The sequence below is a fragment of the Salmonella sp. 741265050_HSA genome (assembly GCF_046569445.1).
GTDB classification, from domain to species: Bacteria; Pseudomonadota; Gammaproteobacteria; order Enterobacterales; family Enterobacteriaceae; genus Salmonella; species Salmonella enterica.
Window position 1 is genome coordinate 17,330 of the sequence record NZ_JBKFSV010000011.1, and the last position, 19,789, is coordinate 37,118.

Consider the following 19,789-nt stretch of genomic DNA (forward strand, 5'->3'; position numbering starts at 1 on the left):
ACCGCCCCCAACTGTCCGTCGACTGGCGTTACGGGACAATAACGAAGAGAGGGTCAGGCTTTACTGACGAATTCCCGATACGCGGCGACGACCCGCAGAAAATCCTCCATGCCGCACAGGGATAAACTCTCTTCATCGTAATAACTCATCCCCTCTTCCATCTCATCGCCGGAAAAATCCAGCTGATTGGCGCGAATCATCACTTCTTCGCCGTCCATCCAGATCGTGTATTCATGCCCTGCTCGTTGCCAGGAGCGTTCGCTGCCTTTGACCGTACGCGCGGCTTGTTCTACTTCATCCAGTAGCGATAGGTTGTCTTTAACCTCTTCATTAAACCAGTGACCGACCACCTCGTGGCCCATCGACATTCGTACTTTTACCCCTCCGGTAACGTCGCGCAGAAATTCGTAATCCATAATGTGTTCCTCTGCAAAGCCCTTACAGTCATTATCGCAGCAGCGGAGAAGAAAAAAAGCGGGAACAGCAGGCGGAATGAAAATAAAAACCCACCGCAGTTGCGATGGGTTTTGTAGGCCCGGTAAGCGTAGCCGCCACCGGGCAATAAGAGGCGTAGGCATGGTAAGCCTGACGCCGTCAGGCAAATTACACCGCAGTCTGGAAAATCACGCCGTCCGCTTTCTCAGTGTACTGAGAGAGCTGGTCGAAGTTCAGGTAACGGTAGGTATCCACCGCCGTCTTATCTACCTGCGCCACAAAGGTCTGGTACTCTTCCGGCGTCGGCAGTTTGCCGATCAGCGCCGCCACCGCCGCCAGCTCCGCAGAAGCCAGGAAGACGTTCGCACCGGTACCTAAACGGTTCGGGAAGTTACGGGTAGAGGTAGAGACCACCGTCGCGCCGTCGGCCACACGCGCCTGGTTACCCATACACAGGGAACACCCCGGAATTTCGATACGCGCGCCGCTCTTACCGAACACGCTGTAGTAACCTTCTTCGGTCAGCTGCGCGGCGTCCATACGGGTTGGCGGCGCTACCCACAGGCGGGTTGGCAACTGGCCTTTGTGGTTATCCAGCAGCTTACCAGCCGCGCGGAAGTGGCCGATGTTGGTCATGCAGGAACCGATGAACACTTCGTCGATCTTCTCGCCCTGCACATCGGACAGCAGGCGCGCGTCGTCCGGATCGTTCGGCGCGCACAGGATTGGCTCTTTGATATCCGCCAGATCGATGTCGATCACCGCCGCGTATTCCGCGTCAGCATCGGCTTCCAGCAGCTGCGGGTCCGCCAGCCATTTTTCCATGCCCTGGATACGACGTTCCAGCGTACGACGGTCGCCGTAGCCTTCCGCAATCATCCACTTCAGCAGGACGATGTTGGAGGTCAGGTATTCAATGATCGGCTCTTTGTTCAACTTGATGGTACAACCGGCAGCGGAACGCTCGGCAGAAGCATCGGTCAGCTCAAACGCCTGCTCCACTTTCAGATCCGGCAGACCTTCGATTTCCAGGATGCGGCCAGAGAAGATGTTTTTCTTGCCCTTCTTCTCAACGGTCAGCAGGCCCTGTTTGATGGCGTACAGCGGGATGGCATGGACCAGATCGCGCAGGGTGATGCCCGGCTGCATTTTGCCTTTGAAGCGCACCAGCACGGATTCCGGCATATCCAGCGGCATCACGCCGGTCGCGGCGGCAAACGCCACCAGACCAGAACCCGCCGGGAAAGAGATACCAATCGGGAAACGGGTATGGGAGTCACCGCCGGTACCGACGGTATCCGGCAGCAGCATACGGTTCAGCCAGGAGTGGATCACTCCGTCGCCCGGACGCAGGGAGACACCGCCACGGTTCATAATGAAGTCTGGCAGCGTGTGGTGCGTGGTGACGTCAACCGGCTTCGGATAGGCTGCGGTGTGACAGAACGACTGCATGACCAGATCGGCGGAGAATCCCAGACAGGCCAGGTCTTTCAGCTCATCGCGGGTCATCGGGCCAGTAGTATCCTGAGAACCGACGGAGGTCATTTTCGGTTCGCAGTACGCGCCCGGACGAATGCCTTTCACGCCGCAGGCGCGACCGACCATTTTCTGCGCCAGAGAGAAGCCACGGCTGCTTTCCGCCACGTCTTTTGCCTGACGGAAAACATCAGAGTGCGGCAGACCCAGCGCTTCACGCGCTTTGGTGGTCAGGCCACGGCCGATAATCAGCGGGATACGACCACCGGCACGCACTTCGTCGATCAGCACGTCGGTTTTCAGTTCGAAGGTTGCCAGCAGTTCATCGGTTTCATGATTGCGTACTTCGCCTTTGTACGGGTAGACGTCAATCACATCGCCCATATTCAGGTTAGAAACGTCAACTTCAATCGGCAGCGCGCCCGCATCTTCCATAGTGTTAAAGAAGATAGGCGCAATTTTGCCGCCGAGGCACAGACCACCGCCGCGCTTATTCGGCACGTTCGGGATGTCGTCACCCATGAACCACAGCACGGAGTTGGTCGCGGATTTACGGGAAGAACCGGTGCCCACCACGTCACCCACGTAAGCCAGCGGGTAGCCTTTTTTCTGCAATGCTTCGATTTGTTTGATGGGGCCAACAACGCCTGGCTGATCCGGCTCAATGCCTTCACGGGCGTTTTTCAGCATCGCCTGCGCATGTAACGGGATATCCGGTCTCGACCACGCATCCGGCGCCGGAGAGAGATCGTCGGTATTCGTTTCGCCGGTCACTTTGAAAACGGTGACAGTGATTTTTTCCGCCAGCGGCGGACGGCTCAGGAACCATTCGGCGTCAGCCCAGGATTGCATCACCTGTTTGGCGTATTCATTGCCCGCTTTGGCTTTCTCTTCTACGTCGTAGAAGTTATCGAACATCAGCAGGGTGTGGGACAGCGCTTTGGCCGCAATCGGCGCCAGTTTCGCATCGTCCAGCGCATCAATCAGCGGATGAATGTTGTAACCACCCTGCATGGTGCCCAGCAGTTCAATGGCTTTTTCTGGGGAGACCAGCGGGGAGGTGGTGTCGCCTTTCGCGACAGCAGCGAGAAAACCGGCTTTAACATAAGCGGCTTCATCTACGCCAGGAGGAACGCGGTTGATCAACAGGTCTAACAGGAATTCTTCTTCGCCCACAGGCGGGGTCTTCAGCAGCTCGACAAGCGCAGCCATTTGGGTTGCGTCTAAAGGTTTTGGCACAATCCCCTGGGCAGCACGCTCAGCTACGTGCTTACGGTATTCTTCTAGCACGACGATATCTCCTCGCTCTCATTGTCATAATGCGGCGCTTTTGTTGATGGGCGATTCTCTTCACGCTCCTGTGAGACAGTAGTTAGTAGGGTAAATGCCCGGTACCGCATACGGCACAATAACAGGATTTTCTTTAAGTGTTAATCTGTTTACAAAAAAGCAACATAAAAAAGTGGCTGAATCGTTAAGGATGGTCTAATGCTCTACTGAGACGGGAGCTACAGCCATAAATGCTTACCTCATTTCGTGCTTTGATCGTCACGTAACGTTATCGATCCCAACATTAGCTAAAAATTAAACTATCGTCCCTTTATACTCACGCGAAACTGCACCCCGTCGGCGGCAGGCATAATGACCATAGCGATTCTCTGGAATCGGGAGAGATAAAATGACGTTGCCCTTTAAACCCCATCTCATTGCCCTTGTGTGCAGTGCCGGGTTATTTGCCGCTTCGGGCGTACTGTATGTGAAAAGCCGCGCTCCCGAAGCGCCCGCGCAGGCGGCGGCTCCCGCCCCTGAGCCAACGCAGACCGCTGTGCCCGCGCCTGTCGCGAAAACGACCTTTACCACTGCGCAAATCGATCAATGGGTCGCGCCTGTCGCGCTTTATCCCGATGCCCTGCTTTCGCAGGTGCTCATGGCCTCCACCTACCCGGCGAACGTGGTTCAGGCCGTCCAGTGGTCGCGAGATAACCCCACGCTGCAGGGCGATGCCGCTATTCAGGCGGTGGCCAGCCAACCGTGGGATCCCAGCGTCAAATCGCTGGTCGCCTTTCCCCAGTTGATGGCGCTTATGGGCGAGAATCCGCAATGGGTGCAAAACCTGGGCGATGCGTTCTTAGCCCAGCCACAGGATGTGATGGATGCGGTGCAAAGGTTGCGTCTACTCGCTCAACAAACCGGTTCGCTAAAATCAACGCCGCAGCAAACCGTCACCAGCGTGCCGAAGTCCAGCGCTTCTACCGCCGTCACGACAACAACCACCACCACATCCGCCAGTACGCCAGCGACACCGTCGACCGTCATCAAAATTGAACCCGCGAACCCGCAGGTGGTGTACGTGCCGAACTATAACCCCGCGACGGTGTATGGCGCCTGGCCCAATACCGCTTATCCGCCGGTGTATTTACCGCCTCCTCCGGGGCAGCAGTTTGCCGACAGTTTTGTTAAAGGTTTTGGTTATAGCCTGGGCGTCGCCACCACCTATGCGTTGTTCAGCAGCATAGACTGGGATGACGACGATCATCACCACCATGACGACGACCATCATGATGATGATTACCATCATGGTGGTAACGGTTATCAACATAATGGCGATAATATCAACATCAATGTCAATAATTTCAACCGGATATCCGGGCAAAACCTGCCGGGCCAAACGATGGGCTGGCAGCATAATCCCGCCTGGCGCAATGGCGTCCCCTATCCGAATAATACCGTTGCGCAACGGTTCCATCCCACCAATGTTAGCGGCGGGTTAAGCGCAACGCAGCAAGCGCCAGTGTCTCGCGACAGTCAGCGCCAGGCGGCCATGGCGCAATTCCAACAACGCAGCCATACATCACCCGCTAACCTGTCAGGCGAGACATCCCGCGATAGACAGCGCAAAGCGGCATCGCAGCAGTTAAATCAAATTGCCCAGCGTAATAATTACCGTGGCTATGACGGAACACAAAACAGCAGTCGTCGCGAGGCGGCGCAGCAGACACTGAATAAATCCACCACGCAGCAGCATCGTTCCGAGCTGAAGGCTAAAGCCCAGCAGCACCCTGTTTCACAACAGCAGAGAGACACCGCCCGCCAGCGTATTGAATCCTCTACGCCGCAGCAGCGTCAGGCATTTCGCCAGAATATGCACGCCAATGTGTTTAGCGGGAACGACAGTCGATCGCCGTCATGGCAATCGCAACAGCTACGCGGCCTGGAAAGCCGTCGCGGCAGTCACTTAAACACCGAGCAACGCGCCGCCGCGCGGGAACATTTTTCTGAACATCATGAATTTCATCGCCGTTAACCGGAGCAGATAATGAAAAAGGTTATGTTAAGCGCTCTGTTACTGTCGTTACCCTTGCTGGGCTACGCGCAGGAACGGTTCCCCTCCCCGGAAGCGGCCGCCAGCGCCTTCGCCGCGGCGGTAGCCGGAAAAAACGAAACGCAGCTTACCGCGCTACTGGGCGATGACTGGCGGCAATTTCTGCCGCCGGAAGGTGCCGATCCCGAGGCCGTGGCCCGCTTCAATCGTGACTGGCGCGAAGGCCATCGCATTGTACAGAAAGACAATACGGCGCACCTGAATGTCGGACGAGAAGACTGGCAGCTCCCGGTGCCCATGGTGAAAGATACTGGCGGCTGGCGCTTTGATATGGCGGCAGCCGGGAATGAGATCCTCACCCGTACTATTGGGCGAAATGAACTTTCTACCTTACAGGCCATGCATGCTTACGTTGATGCGCAGCAGGACTATTACTTACAAAACCATCGCTGGGCACACAGGATAATCAGTAGCGAAGGCCAAAAAGATGGCCTGTACTGGCCAACCAAAGCAGGCGACGTCCCCAGTCCGTTAGGCCCAAACTTTAGCCCCGCAGCGCCAGACGAGGGTTACCACGGCTACCATTTCCGTATTATCAGCGATAACGACGGTCACGGCGCGGCGCTTCTGGCCTGGCCGATGCATTACGGCGAAACCGGGGTGATGAGTTTTATGGTCAACCAGGACGATCGTATTTATCAGGCGGATTTAGGCAAGGAGACGGAGAGTAAAGTTCAGGCTATCACGCGTTTTGCGCCAGACGCGCAGTGGCAGGTCGCCGAATAACCCGTAAGCGCCTGGCGTTATCGCCAGGCCATGATCATTAGCCCTGATGCGGCATTAATTCCGGGTGGCCTTGTACCGGCGGCTTGTTGCTGGTCAGCGCGGCTTCATCAGCCTGAATGCTGCCGGAATTGGCCGCCCATACGCCTTCATGCGTGTGGGTGATCTGCTGATGCTGCGCATTCAAATCCTCGCCCATTGCCGCAATATGCGTACTTTCCGTACCGCCGCTGTTAGTCGCCCAGGGGATGACGGGATCGCTGGCAAATGCCATGCCGGAAATCAACGTCGCAGTTAGCGCTGCTGTTGTCAGAAAAAGTTTCATATATCAAACCTCATAATTAGCTCGCTATTATTTTATAGCGTTACTAATTTCAGGGTGATGACAAAGTAAGGAGAGGTATTTCTTATGAAACAATTAGTTGGTCGCAAATGACAGACAAAGGCACTACCGACGGCATAAGCTTTGAAAAGCGTACTGCTGCGGAAAAGATAAATTTTGCGCTTTCGTTATCCTTCGCCATCATTTGACACATCTGATTTGCCATGCATAAAAAAAGCGGCTGTAAAGCCGCTTTTCTGTGTCGGATGGCGCATTGCCACCTACAGAAGATTATTTCTTCTTCGCTTTCGGGTTCGGCAGGTCAGTAATGCTACCTTCGAAGATTTCCGCCGCCAGGCCCACGGACTCATGCAGAGTCGGGTGCGCATGAATGGTCAGCGCAATGTCTTCCGCGTCGCAGCCCATTTCGATCGCCAGACCGATTTCACCCAGCAGCTCGCCGCCGTTGGTGCCGACAATCGCCCCGCCGATCACGCGGTGAGATTCTTTGTCGAAAATCAGTTTGGTCATACCATCTGCGCAGTCAGAAGCGATAGCACGGCCAGAAGCTGCCCACGGGAAGGTGGCGGTTTCATAGCTGATGCCTTTTTCTTTCGCTTCTTTCTCGGTCAGGCCAACCCATGCCACTTCTGGCTCGGTGTACGCGATAGACGGGATAACCTTCGGATCGAAGTAGTGTTTCTTCCCGGCGATAACTTCAGCGGCAACGTGACCTTCGTGAACACCTTTGTGCGCCAGCATCGGCTGACCGACGATATCGCCGATAGCGAAGATGTGCGGCACGTTGGTGCGCAGCTGTTTGTCCACGCGGATAAAGCCACGGTCGTCAACTTCCACGCCTGCTTTACCCGCATCGAGGTTTTTGCCGTTCGGTACACGACCGATCGCCACCAGAACCGCATCATAACGCTGCGCTTCAGCCGGGGCTTTTTTGCCTTCCATCGAAACGTAGATACCGTCTTCTTTCGCTTCAACGGCAGTCACTTTGGTTTCCAGCATCAGGTTGAATTTCTTGCTGATGCGCTTGGTGAAGACTTTAACGATGTCTTTATCAGCCGCCGGGATAACCTGATCGAACATTTCAACCACGTCAATCTCTGAACCCAGCGCGTGGTATACGGTACCCATTTCCAGACCGATGATACCGCCGCCCATGACCAGCATACGCTTCGGCACTTCTTTCAGTTCCAGAGCGTCGGTAGAATCCCATACGCGCGGGTCTTCATGCGGAATAAACGGTAATTGGATCGGACGAGAACCTGCCGCGATGATCGCGTTGTCGAAGTTGATCACGGTTTTGCCGTTTTCGCCTTCAACTTCCAGGGTGTTCGCCCCGGTGAATTTACCCAGACCGTTGACCACTTTCACTTTACGGCCTTTGGCCATACCCGCCAGACCGCCGGTCAGCTGCGTGATCACTTTCTCTTTCCAGGTACGAATCTTGTCGATATCGGTTTTCGGCTCACCGAAGACGATACCGTGTTCAGCCAGCGCTTTGGCTTCTTCGATAACTTTTGCTACGTGCAGCAGCGCCTTAGAAGGGATACAGCCGACGTTCAGACAAACACCGCCAAGGGTGCTGTAGCGTTCTACAATTACGGTTTCCAGACCTAAATCAGCGCAACGGAAAGCGGCAGAATAGCCTGCCGGGCCCGCCCCAAGTACCACGACCTGAGTTTTGATTTCAGTACTCATCATGACCTCTTTATTTGTATCCGGCGGTCCGGGGTACTTGATCGCCCATCATCCACCGGGTCGTTCTATCCGCCCGTATCTTACAAAATTGTTAACAATTTTGAAACAACAAACGGATCACGAATTATCGCTTTCGCTAATAACCTCACAAACTCCATGAGATTATCAAAAAAAAGCCGGCCGTCGGGCCGGCTTTTCGCTTACATCACCAGACGGCGAATGTCAGACAACATATTGTTGATAATGGTAATGAAACGCGCACCATCAGCACCATCGATCACACGGTGGTCGAAGGAAAGAGAGATAGGCATCATCAGACGCGGCACAAACTCTTTCCCATTCCACACCGGTTCCATCGCCGACTTAGAAACGCCGAGGATAGCCACTTCCGGCGCGTTAACAATCGGCGCGAAGTGGGTAGTTCCCAGACCGCCGATGCTGGAGATAGTGAAGCAACCACCCTGCATTTCGCCAGCGGTCAGCTTACCATCACGCGCTTTTTTGGAGATGGTGGTCAGTTCACGAGACAGCTCGGTCACGCTCTTCTTATTCACGTCTTTAAAGACCGGAACCACCAGGCCATTCGGAGTATCAACCGCCACGCCGATGTTGATGTATTTTTTCAGGGTCAGACGCTGACCGTCTTCGGACAGAGAGCTGTTGAAGCGCGGCATCTGTTCCAGAGCAGCGGCAACCGCTTTCATGATGAAGACCACTGGCGTGTATTTCACGTCCAGTTTGCGCTTCTCAGCTTCGGCGTTCTGCTGTTTACGGAACGCTTCCAGATCGGTGATATCGGTTTTGTCGAAGTGCGTAACGTGCGGGATCATCACCCAGTTACGGCTCAGGTTCGCGCCAGAGATTTTCTGGATACGGCCCAGTTCCACTTCTTCAACTTCACCAAACTTGCTGAAGTCCACTTTCGGCCACGGCAGCATACCCGGGATACCACCGCCCGCAGCAGCCGGCGCAGCTTCCGCGCGTTTGATTGCGTCTTTCACGTAAGCCTGAACGTCTTCGCGCAGAATACGGCCTTTACGACCGGTGCCTTTCACTTTCGCCAGGTTGACGCCAAACTCGCGCGCCAGACGGCGAATCAGTGGGGTAGCGTGAACGTAAGCGTCGTTTTCAGCGAACTCAGATTTGCCTTCCGCTTTGGCAGCCGGGGCAGCAGGCTTCTCAGCTTTCGCCGCCGGAGCCGGCGCCGCCGCTTCCTGTTTAGCCGGAGCGGCCGCAGGCGCTGCGCCTTCTACTTCGAAGACCATAATCAGAGAACCGGTTTTCACTTTATCGCCGGTGCTGATTTTGATTTCTTTCACGGTGCCCGCGAACGGCGCAGGCACTTCCATGGAGGCTTTGTCGCCTTCCACGGTGATCAGCGACTGTTCAGCGGCAACTTTATCGCCGACTTTGACCATCACTTCGGTGACTTCAACTTCGTCGCCGCCGATATCCGGTACGTTAACGTCTTTCACGCCCGTCGCTGCTGCTGGAGCAGCCGCAGCCGGAGCGGCTTCCGCTTTCGCTGGTGCTGCGGCAGGCGCTGCGCCCGCCACTTCGAAGACCATAATCAGAGAGCCGGTAGACACTTTATCACCGGTGTTCACTTTGATCTCTTTCACGGTGCCCGCGAACGGCGCCGGCACTTCCATAGAGGCTTTGTCGCCTTCAACGGTGATCAGCGACTGCTCAGCCGCAACGGTGTCGCCCACTTTAACCATCACTTCGGTCACTTCAACTTCGTCACTGCCGATATCCGGAACATGAACGTCTTTCGCCGCTGCCGCAGCAGGTGCTGCTGCCGGAGCCACTTCTTTCTTCTCTTCTGCCTTAGCAGGCGCAGCGTCAGCTGCACCGTCGGCGGAATCGAAAATCATGATAAGTGCACCGGTCTCGGTTTTGTCGCCGACAGAGACTTTAATCTCTTTCACGACGCCAGCCTGCGGAGACGGGACTTCCATAGAGGCTTTGTCGCCTTCTACGGTGATCAGCGACTGTTCAGCTTCAACTTTGTCGCCCACTTTGACCAGAATCTCGGTGATTTCAACTTCATCTGTCCCGATGTCCGGTACTTTGATTTCGATAGCCATTATTCTTTTACCTCTTACGCCAGACGCGGGTTAACTTTATCTGCATCGATGTTGAATTTGGTAATCGCATCCGCTACCACTTTCTTGTCGATTTCGCCACGTTTAGCCAGTTCGCCCAGCGCTGCAACAACCACATAAGAAGCATCAACTTCGAAGTGGTGACGCAGGTTCTCACGGCTGTCGGAACGACCGAAGCCATCCGTACCCAGTACGCGATAGTCGTCAGCCGGTACGTAAGTACGAACCTGCTCGGCGAACAGTTTCATATAGTCAGTAGATGCTACAGCCGGAGCGTCGTTCATCACCTGAGCGATGTACGGTACGCGCGGGGTTTCCAGCGGGTGCAGCATGTTCCAGCGTTCACAATCCTGACCATCACGCGCCAGTTCGGTGAAGGAGGTTACGCTGTACACGTCAGAACCTACGCCGTAGTCTTTCGCCAGGATCTGTGCTGCTTCACGCACATGACGCAGGATAGAACCGGAGCCCAGCAGCTGAACTTTACCTTTGCTACCTTCAAGGGTTTCGAGTTTGTAGATACCTTTACGGATACCTTCCTCGGCACCTGCTGGCATGGCCGGCATGTGGTAGTTTTCGTTCAGGGTGGTGATGTAGTAGTAAACGTTCTCTTGTTTCTCACCGTACATACGCTCCAGACCATCATGCATGATGACAGCCACTTCGTAAGCGTAAGCCGGGTCGTAAGAGATACAGTTCGGGATAGTCAGCGACTGAATGTGGCTGTGACCATCTTCGTGCTGCAGACCTTCGCCGTTCAGCGTTGTACGACCGGAAGTCCCGCCGATCAGGAAGCCGCGAGCCTGCTGGTCGCCAGCCTGCCAGCACAGGTCGCCGATACGCTGGAACCCGAACATGGAGTAGTAGATGTAGAACGGGATCATCGGCAAATCGTTGGTGCTGTAAGAGGTCGCCGCAGCCAGCCAGGATGCGCCTGCGCCCAGCTCGTTGATACCTTCCTGCAGAATCTGGCCTTTCTCGTCTTCTTTGTAGTAAGCAACCTGCTCACGGTCCTGCGGGGTGTACTGCTGGCCGTTCGGGCTGTAGATACCAATCTGACGGAACAGACCTTCCATACCGAAAGTACGCGCTTCGTCGGCGATGATCGGAACCAGACGATCTTTGATCGACTTGTTCTTCAGCATCACGTTCAGGGCACGCACGAAAGCGATCGTAGTGGAAATCTCTTTACTTTGCTCTTCCAGCAGCGCGCCGAAATCTGAAAGTTGAGGCAGCTCTAACTTCTCGGTGAAGTTCGGCTGACGGCTTGGCAGGTAGCCATGCAGCGCCTGACGGCGTTCATGCAGGTATTTGTGTTCTTCAGAACCTTCCGGGAAGGTAATGTACGGCAGTTTTTCGAGATCAGCATCGGCAACCGGCACGTTGAAACGATCGCGGACGTAACGCACGCCGTCCATGTTCATTTTCTTAACCTGGTGAGCGATGTTTTTACCTTCCGCGGTGTCGCCCATGCCGTAACCTTTAATGGTATGGGCCAGGATTACGGTCGCTTTGCCTTTGGTTTCCTGCGCTTTTTTCAGTGCAGCATAGACTTTCTTCGGATCGTGACCACCGCGGTTCAGCGCCCAAATCTGCTCATCGGTCCAGTCGGCCACCAGCGCGGCGGTTTCCGGGTATTTACCGAAGAAGTGCTCACGCACGTAAGCGCCGTCTTTGGATTTGAAGGTCTGGTAGTCGCCGTCAACGGTTTCGTTCATCAGCTGGATCAGTTTACCGCTGGTGTCTTTACGCAGCAGTTCATCCCAACGACCGCCCCACATGACTTTAATAACGTTCCAGCCAGCACCTGCAAAGATGCCTTCCAGTTCGTTAACAATCTTGCCGTTACCGGTGACCGGGCCGTCAAGACGCTGCAGGTTACAGTTGATAACAAAGACCAGGTTGTCCAGTTTTTCACGGGTGGCGATGGTGATCGCGCCTTTGGATTCCGGCTCATCCATCTCGCCGTCGCCGAGGAAGGCGTAAACGGTCTGTTTAGAGGTATCTTTCAGGCCGCGGTGTTCCAGATATTTCAGGAATTTCGCCTGGTAGATAGCACCGATTGGGCCCAGACCCATAGAGACGGTCGGGAACTGCCAGAATTCCGGCATCAGTTTCGGGTGCGGATAGGAAGAGAGGCCATTACCGTGAACTTCCTGACGGAAGTTATCCATCTGTTCCTGGGTCAGACGACCTTCCAGGAACGCGCGAGCGTAGATGCCCGGAGAGATGTGGCCCTGGAAGTACACCAGATCGCCGCCATCCTGTTCGTTGCGCGCACGGAAGAAATGGTTGAAACAGACATCATAGATCGTGGCGGAAGACTGGAAGGACGCCATGTGGCCGCCCAACTCAAGGTCTTTTTTAGACGCGCGCAGCACGGTCATGATGGCGTTCCAGCGGATAGCAGAACGAATGCGACGTTCCAGCTCCAGATTGCCCGGGTATTCCGGTTCGTCTTCAACGGCAATAGTGTTGATGTAATTACTGGCCCCTGCGCCTGCCGCGACTTTCACGCCGCCTTTGCGAGCTTCAGAAAGCAGTTGGTCAATCAGATACTGAGCGCGCTCAACACCTTCTTCACGGATGACCGATTCGATCGCCTGTAGCCAGTCGCGAGTTTCGATCGGATCCACGTCATTTGGGAAACGTTCTGACATGGGGGTATTCCTTATCTATCTAATACGTTGAGTTATCTGGAACCTGTCCCATTAAACTTTCGTCAGAAAGCTTAATAAGACAGGTTCTGCGTTTAGTTGCCGCGCACATTTTTACGCGTTATTCACAACATCTTCTGGTTAACGTTCTGCCAGAAAAAACTAATTCTTGCGCTGCTCCAGACGGCGTAAGGCGCGTTCACGACGGCTCTCCTCACGGCTTCTGTCCAGCATAATCTCTTCGATAAACGCCAGATGGCGGTGTGACGCTTCACGCGCTTCTTCTGGTTTTCCGGCCATAATGGCTTCAAATATACGGGTGCGATGCGTACTCACCAGCGGCAGCATCTCCCGACGCGCATACAGCAATTCGAAGTTCTGCCGCACGTTTTGCGCCAGCATCGGCTCCATACACCTTAGCAGATGAAGCAATACCACGTTGTGCGCCGCTTCGGTGACGGCGATTTGATACTGGAGCACGGCTTCGGACTCGGCATCCAGATCGCCGGACTCTTGCGCCAGCTCAATGGCATGGTGCAGCTCGCGAATACGGTCTTTATCTTCGTCGGTGCTGCGCAGCGCCGCGTAATAAGCCGCAATGCCTTCCAGCGCATGGCGCGTTTCGAGCAGGTCAAACTGGGATTCAGGGTGATCGGAGAGCAGTTCCACCAGCGGGTCGCTAAAGCTCTGCCACAGGCTGCTCTGCACGAAGGTTCCGCCGCCCTGGCGACGAAGCAACAATCCCTTCGCTTCGAGACGTTGAATCGCCTCGCGCAAGGAGGGACGGGAGACGTCGAACTGTTTTGCCAGTTCACGTTCCGGTGGGAGTTTTTCTCCGGGACGCAATGTTCCCTCAAGGATTAAAAACTCCAGCTGCTGCTCGATCACATCGGAGAGTTTTGGTTGGCGGATTTTGCTGTAGGCCATGATTTCCTGTCTTAAGCCATTTGCCCGGAGTCAATTGGTCTTACCAATTTCATGTCTGTGACGCTAAAGTAACAAAGTATTCACCTTCTGTCCATACAGGTTTTGATTGAAATCAGTAAAGGAGGCACATTTTAACAATTTTACAGAAATCATGTTTCAAAACTGTAACTGTGCACAAATGTTAAATTTACCCACCAGGAGGTAGATTTAACGTATTTGAAACGACAAAAAATCTCATCTGAACCGATTCAACAGCAGATTAAATGCATTTATATGCATAAATAATGAATAGAAATAAATTAACCTCTGCAAGGGAAAATAAAAGGAGGTATTTACAAGTGCTTTCTTTTTACGCAACTCGTCATCACCCCTGCACAAAGCAGGTGCATTCGCGGCCACATACCATTATTCTGATCAAGACGAAAGAGTTGAAGTGACATTTAAAAAAACGAATCTGTAAATAAATCAATACAAAAAGCGGAATTGCAAACTTACACACGCACTACTGCATCGTTCAAAATAAGCGCGTTATAAATAAACCGCGCCCGATACACGAGGTTTTATGATGGACAGTCAGCAGCACGGCGAGCAGCTCAAGCGCGGCCTGAAAAACCGCCATATTCAGCTTATCGCATTGGGCGGCGCGATAGGGACAGGCTTGTTCCTGGGAAGCGCCTCCGTTATTCAGTCGGCGGGGCCAGGAATTATCCTGGGCTATGCGGTTGCAGGCTTTATTGCCTTTCTGATTATGCGCCAGCTGGGGGAGATGGTGGTTGAAGAACCGGTCGCCGGCTCTTTTAGCCACTTCGCCTATAAATACTGGGGCGGCTTTGCCGGATTCGCTTCCGGCTGGAACTACTGGGTACTGTACGTATTAGTTGCCATGGCGGAACTGACCGCAGTGGGTAAATATATCCAGTTCTGGTATCCGGAGATCCCCACCTGGGCTTCTGCGGCAGCCTTCTTTGTGATTATTAACGCCATCAACCTGACCAACGTTAAAGTGTTCGGTGAGATGGAGTTTTGGTTCGCCATTATTAAAGTGATCGCCGTCATCGCTATGATTCTGTTCGGCGCGTGGTTACTCTTCAGCGATACCGCTGGTCCGCAGGCAACCGTGCGCAACCTGTGGGAACAGGGCGGCTTTCTGCCGCATGGCTGGACCGGGCTGGTGATGATGATGGCCATTATTATGTTTTCGTTTGGCGGACTGGAGCTGGTAGGGATCACCGCCGCTGAAGCCGATAACCCGGAACAGAGCATCCCCAAAGCTACCAATCAGGTTATCTATCGCATCCTGATTTTTTATATCGGCTCGCTGGCGGTCCTGCTTTCGCTGCTGCCATGGACTCGCGTCACCGCCGATACCAGCCCGTTTGTCCTTATCTTCCATGAACTGGGCGATACGTTTGTCGCCAATGCGCTGAATATCGTGGTTCTCACCGCCGCGCTATCGGTTTATAACAGCTGCGTTTACTGCAACAGCCGTATGCTGTTCGGTCTGGCCCAGCAGGGAAATGCGCCGAAAGCGCTGCTGAACGTCGACAAACGCGGCGTGCCGGTGAGCTCCATTTTGGTTTCCGCCGTCGTGACGGCGTTGTGCGTGCTGCTCAACTACCTGGCCCCAGAGTCCGCATTCGGACTGCTGATGGCGCTGGTGGTCTCCGCGCTGGTCATTAACTGGGCGATGATTAGCCTTGCCCATATGATGTTCCGTCGCGCGAAACAGCAGCAGGGCGTGAACACCCGCTTCCCGGCCCTGTTTTATCCGTTCGGCAACGTTCTCTGTCTGCTGTTTATGGCGGCGGTATTGATCATTATGCTGATGACGCCAGGTATGGCGATCTCCGTGTGGCTGATTCCGGTATGGCTGCTCATCCTGGGCGTCGGCTACCTGTGTAAAGAAAAAACGGCAAAAACGGTGAAAGCCCACTGATCGTGGCATTACTTTTCCGCCCTCCCCGTCCGGGGGAGGGTGTTATCTGCCTCACAGTTTCCCACGTATAACCATTTTATCCATATCAGCGGCGTGATCCTGCTACGCAAATAAAAGCTCGCAGGCGAATAATTACCGCCATCATCTGATGGGGAGAAGTCTCAATGGATAAGGGCAGACTTTCGGTAAGAGAGAAAATCGGGTATGGCATGGGCGACGCCGGATGTAACATTATTTTTGGCGCTATCATGCTGTTTGTTAATTATTTTTATACGGATATTTTTGGTCTTGCCCCGGCGTTAGTCGGTGTTTTACTCCTTTCAGTACGCGTTATCGATGCCGTTACCGATCCGGTGATGGGCGCGCTTGCCGATCGTACCCAAAGTAAATATGGTCGTTTCCGCCCCTGGCTACTGTGGATTGCATTTCCCTACGCGCTGTTCAGCGTTCTGATGTTTACGACGCCGGACTGGGGCTATAACAGCAAAGTTGTCTATGCTTTCGTCACCTATTTTCTGCTTTCCGTGACCTACACCGCCATCAATATTCCCTATTGCTCACTGGGCGGCGTGATCACCAATGATCCAAAAGAGCGCGTGGCCTGTCAGGCTTATCGCTTCGTGTTAGTCGGCATCGCGACGCTGTTGCTATCGTTAACGCTATTGCCGATGGTGGACTGGTTTGGCGGCGGCGACAAAGCCAAAGGCTATCAGTTGGCGATGACCGTGCTGGCGATTATCGGCATGGGTATGTTTCTGTTCTGCTTTGCCAGCGTCCGCGAACGCGTTCGCCCTGCCGTTCCGACGCACGATGATATGAAGAATGATTTCAAAGACGTGTGGAAAAACGATCAGTGGGTACGCATTCTGCTATTGACCTTATGTAACGTCTGCCCGGGGTTTATCCGTATGGCGGCGACCATGTATTACGTCACCTGGGTGATGGGACAAAGCACCCATTTCGCTACGCTTTTTATTAGTCTTGGCGTGGTCGGTATGATGATCGGCAGTATGCTGGCAAAAGTCTTAACCGATCGCTGGTGTAAATTGAAGGTATTTTTCTGGACCAATATCGCGCTGGCGATTTTCTCCTGCGCATTCTATTTCTTTGACCCGAAAGCCACCGTGATGATAGTGGCGCTCTACTTCCTGCTCAATATTCTGCATCAGATCCCTTCCCCGCTGCACTGGTCGCTGATGGCGGACGTCGATGATTACGGCGAATGGAAAACCGGCAAACGCATTACCGGTATCAGCTTCTCCGGTAACCTGTTCTTCCTCAAGCTGGGCCTGGCGATTGCCGGGGCGATGGTCGGCTTTTTGCTCTCCTGGTACGGTTATGACGCCAGCGCTAAAGCGCAAAGCGCCTCGGCGATGAACGGTATTATGCTGTTGTTTACCGTTATCCCCGGCGTTGGCTATCTGATTACCGCAGGCGTGGTACGTCTGCTGAAAGTTGACCGTGAACTGATGAAAAAAATCCAGGACGATTTAGAAAAACGTCGCACTAATTACCGCGAATTGAGTGAGTTGCAGGAGCTCAAAGCCGCTGAAAGCGTAAGGAAAGCCTGATGGCAAACTGGCCAAACCCGTTTATTGAACAACGTGCCGATCCGTTTATTTTACGCGACGGCAGCGATTACTACTTTATTGCCTCCGTACCGGAATATGACAGGCTGGAAATCCGCCGGGCTAATTCGCTGGAAGGGTTGCGCGCCGCCGACCCCGTTGTCGTCTGGCGCAAACCGGAAAGCGGCCCGATGAGCCAGCTCATCTGGGCACCGGAAATGCACCGCATCAACGGCAAGTGGTACATCTATTTTGCCGCTACCCATACTCAAGCGCTTGATAAGCTGGGAATGTTCCAGCACCGCATGTTTGCCCTGGAGTGCGCCGATGCCGACCCACTCACCGGCAAGTGGACGGAGAAAGGTCAAATTAAAACATCGTTTGATACCTTCGCCCTCGATGCCACCACTTTTTATCATCAGGGAAAGCAGTGGTATCTGTGGGCGCAAAAAGCGCCGGATATTGCCGGTAACTCAAATATTTATCTGGCTGAACTGGAAAATCCGTGGACGATTAAAGGCGAGCCGGTAAGGCTCAGTAAGCCAGAGTACGACTGGGAGTGTCGGGGTTTTTGGGTTAACGAAGGTCCGGCCGTCGTGGTGCATGGCGACAAGCTGTTTATCAGCTATTCGGCCAGCGCCACCGATGAAAACTACTGTATGGGGTTACTGTGGATTAACGTAAACGACGATCCGCGCGATCCGGCCAACTGGCATAAATCACCGCGCCCGGTCTTTACCACCAGCTATGAAAATCGCCAGTATGGGCCGGGACATAACAGCTTTACGCAAACGCCGGAAGGTGAAGATGTACTGGTGTACCACGCGAGAAATTACACCGAAATTGAAGGCGATCCGTTGTACGATCCCAACCGCCATACGCGTCTGAAACGGGTGCGCTGGGACGAAAACGGGATGCCTGATTTTGGCGTGCCGCCAGCCGATACGATCTAAGCCGTTGCACTGCCCGGTGGCGCTAACGCTTACCGGGCCTACAGATTTTTCCATTGTAGGCCGCATAAGCGTTAGCGCCATCGGCACAACGCTATACTAATGCCCCATAAATGGTGAGCAACGCAATAATCACCACCACCACAAACGAGGCCTTCTTCGCCATCGACACCGCCGCTTTGGGGGTTTCTACTTTGTCAGTATGCGGTTCGCGCGCCAGTGAGAACTGCGCCAGACGTGTGAGCACCTGATATTGCGAAGTATGCAGATCCGCCAGCGAGGCAAACCAGGCCGGCAACGCTTTCTCGCCATGCCCCAGTAATGCATACACTACGCCCGCCAGACGTACCGGAATCCAGTCCAGCACATGAAGAATAGCGTCAATGCCGGATTGCAAACGTTGGTGCGGCGTCTGATAGCGCGCCAGCCAGGTCTGCCAGGCCCGTAAAAACGCATAGCCCACCAGCGTTACCGGCCCCCATGGACCGCCAACGATAAACCAAAATAGCGGTGCGAGGTAAAAACGGAAATTTATCCATAACAACGCATTTTGCAGCTCACGCAAAAATTCACGCTCATTACAATCCGGCGGCACGCCGTGAATCAGCGTAAGCTCGCTGGCCATCGCCTCGCAAGGATGCGGATCGTTGCGGGACGCCGCTTTCAGCCAGGCGTGATAATGTACTCGCACTTTGCCCGCGCCGATACACAGCACGCCCAGGAGAATCCACATCACCAGCGTCGGCACGTTAAATAGCAGCCCTTTTAACGCCTGGAGCAGTAGAAAAGTCACCACCATCGCGATCGCCGTCATTCCCATCGTGCGCAACATCGAAAAATGCGTAATCCGACGGAATAGCGCCTCCAGCCGATGATCGAGCTGCCAGTGCTCGCCCAGCTTAAACAGGCGCTCGACAATCAGCACCAGTAATGTCGTAAACAGCGTCATGTCATCTCCTTGTGCGACGAAAGGGCTACCAAAGCGCGAAAGCGCGGCCAGTCAAAGGCAGGGCCAGGGTCCGTTTTGCGGTCAGGCGCAATGTTGCAGTGTCCGGTTATATTGTCGGCGATCGCCGGATAGCAAGCGATAAGCGTGCGCGTCACGGCGGCTAGCTGCTGATACTGCGCATCGGTATAAGCCAGCGTATCCGTCCCCTCCAGCTCAATACCAATGGAGAAATCATTACAACGTTCCCGCCCCTGATAGTTTGATACGCCCGCATGCCACGCACGCTTATCAAAAGGCACATACTGGACGATTTCACCGTCGCGACGAATCAGACAATGGGCCGAAACACGAAGATGAGCGATTTCTGCAAAAAAAGGATGGACGTCTGGATCTATCGTTCCGGTGAATAATGCATCGATCCACGGACCGCCAAACTCGCCGGGGGGCAGGCTAATATTATGCACCACCAGCAAGGACGGTTTTTCGTCATCCGGACGGCAATCATAATGCGGAGAAGGGACGCGTCGCGCCTCTACCAACCAACCCTTATCTGGCAACATGCGGAGTCTCCTTTTGAGTGGTGCTTATAGCTGCTTCAGAGTAGCATGTTTCTACCTTATGATTCGTTAGCAATTTGGAG

At 54.1% G+C, this 19,789-nt stretch carries 14 protein-coding genes; 5 read left to right on the top strand and 9 right to left on the bottom strand.

Annotated elements, in window-relative coordinates; genetic code table 11:
• Window positions 1-53 precede the first annotated feature (53 nt).
• A complete protein-coding gene (yacL, locus tag ACLD4F_RS16565) occupies window positions 54-416 on the bottom strand; it encodes a protein YacL (RefSeq protein WP_000384308.1) in 363 nt (120 codons plus the stop codon).
• 187 nt (window positions 417-603) lie between these two features.
• On the bottom strand, window positions 604-3,201 hold the full coding sequence (gene acnB, locus ACLD4F_RS16570) for a bifunctional aconitate hydratase 2/2-methylisocitrate dehydratase (RefSeq protein WP_000888949.1): 2,598 nt from the start codon (window positions 3,199-3,201) through the stop codon (window positions 604-606).
• A gap of 388 nt (window positions 3,202-3,589) precedes the next feature.
• Here acnB and ACLD4F_RS16575 point away from each other — a divergent pair, with 388 nt between their 5' ends.
• Both ACLD4F_RS16575 and ACLD4F_RS16580 read left to right on the top strand, forming a co-directional pair.
• A complete protein-coding gene (locus tag ACLD4F_RS16575; protein ID WP_079981123.1) occupies window positions 3,590-5,215 on the top strand; it encodes a DUF3300 domain-containing protein in 1,626 nt (541 codons plus the stop codon).
• A gap of 12 nt (window positions 5,216-5,227) precedes the next feature.
• Window positions 5,228-6,019, top strand: coding sequence for a DUF2950 family protein (locus ACLD4F_RS16580; protein WP_076934756.1), 792 nt, complete (start codon window positions 5,228-5,230; stop codon window positions 6,017-6,019).
• Between the two features lie 37 nt (window positions 6,020-6,056).
• Here ACLD4F_RS16580 and ACLD4F_RS16585 read toward each other — a convergent pair whose 3' ends face one another.
• The 5 genes from ACLD4F_RS16585 to pdhR all read right to left on the bottom strand — a co-directional run bounded on the left by ACLD4F_RS16585 (window position 6,057) and on the right by pdhR (window position 13,746).
• A complete protein-coding gene (locus tag ACLD4F_RS16585) occupies window positions 6,057-6,341 on the bottom strand; it encodes an outer membrane protein (RefSeq protein ID WP_000765363.1) in 285 nt (94 codons plus the stop codon).
• Between the two features lie 288 nt (window positions 6,342-6,629).
• Entirely contained in the window at window positions 6,630-8,054 is a 1,425-nt protein-coding gene (gene lpdA, locus ACLD4F_RS16590; RefSeq protein ID WP_001529952.1) for a dihydrolipoyl dehydrogenase, read from the bottom strand.
• A gap of 200 nt (window positions 8,055-8,254) precedes the next feature.
• Window positions 8,255-10,144 (bottom strand): pyruvate dehydrogenase complex dihydrolipoyllysine-residue acetyltransferase, encoded by a 1,890-nt coding sequence (gene aceF, locus ACLD4F_RS16595; RefSeq protein WP_411010944.1) that lies wholly within the window; start codon window positions 10,142-10,144, stop codon window positions 8,255-8,257.
• A gap of 14 nt (window positions 10,145-10,158) precedes the next feature.
• Window positions 10,159-12,822, bottom strand: a complete 2,664-nt coding sequence (gene aceE, locus ACLD4F_RS16600) for a pyruvate dehydrogenase (acetyl-transferring), homodimeric type (protein WP_000003840.1) — start codon at window positions 12,820-12,822, stop codon at window positions 10,159-10,161.
• Between the two features lie 159 nt (window positions 12,823-12,981).
• Entirely contained in the window at window positions 12,982-13,746 is a 765-nt protein-coding gene (gene pdhR, locus ACLD4F_RS16605) for a pyruvate dehydrogenase complex transcriptional repressor PdhR (RefSeq protein WP_000331771.1), read from the bottom strand.
• A gap of 562 nt (window positions 13,747-14,308) precedes the next feature.
• On the opposite strand from pdhR, the gene aroP reads away from it, so the two are divergent.
• The 3 genes from aroP to ACLD4F_RS16620 all read left to right on the top strand — a co-directional run bounded on the left by aroP (window position 14,309) and on the right by ACLD4F_RS16620 (window position 18,203).
• Complete coding sequence (aroP, locus tag ACLD4F_RS16610) at window positions 14,309-15,682, top strand: aromatic amino acid transporter AroP (protein ID WP_115400776.1); 1,374 nt, start codon at window positions 14,309-14,311, stop codon at window positions 15,680-15,682.
• A gap of 164 nt (window positions 15,683-15,846) precedes the next feature.
• Window positions 15,847-17,253: a glycoside-pentoside-hexuronide (GPH):cation symporter gene (locus ACLD4F_RS16615; RefSeq protein ID WP_000357539.1), complete on the top strand. Its 1,407-nt coding sequence runs from the start codon at window positions 15,847-15,849 to the stop codon at window positions 17,251-17,253.
• A complete protein-coding gene (locus ACLD4F_RS16620) occupies window positions 17,253-18,203 on the top strand; it encodes a family 43 glycosylhydrolase (RefSeq protein WP_079944281.1) in 951 nt (316 codons plus the stop codon). Before ACLD4F_RS16615 ends, ACLD4F_RS16620 begins: the two co-directional genes overlap by 1 nt.
• A 91-nt stretch (window positions 18,204-18,294) precedes the next feature.
• Here the strand turns inward: ACLD4F_RS16620 and ampE are convergent, their stop codons facing one another.
• Together ampE and ampD are read right to left on the bottom strand one after the other, a co-directional pair.
• Window positions 18,295-19,149 carry a beta-lactamase regulator AmpE gene (ampE, locus tag ACLD4F_RS16625; protein WP_001647699.1) on the bottom strand — a complete coding sequence of 285 codons (855 nt, stop codon included), beginning with the start codon at window positions 19,147-19,149 and terminating at the stop codon, window positions 18,295-18,297.
• Complete coding sequence (ampD, locus tag ACLD4F_RS16630) at window positions 19,146-19,709, bottom strand: 1,6-anhydro-N-acetylmuramyl-L-alanine amidase AmpD (protein WP_079972945.1); 564 nt, start codon at window positions 19,707-19,709, stop codon at window positions 19,146-19,148. Before ampD ends, ampE begins: the two co-directional genes overlap by 4 nt.
• Between the last annotated feature and the right edge of the window lie 80 nt (window positions 19,710-19,789).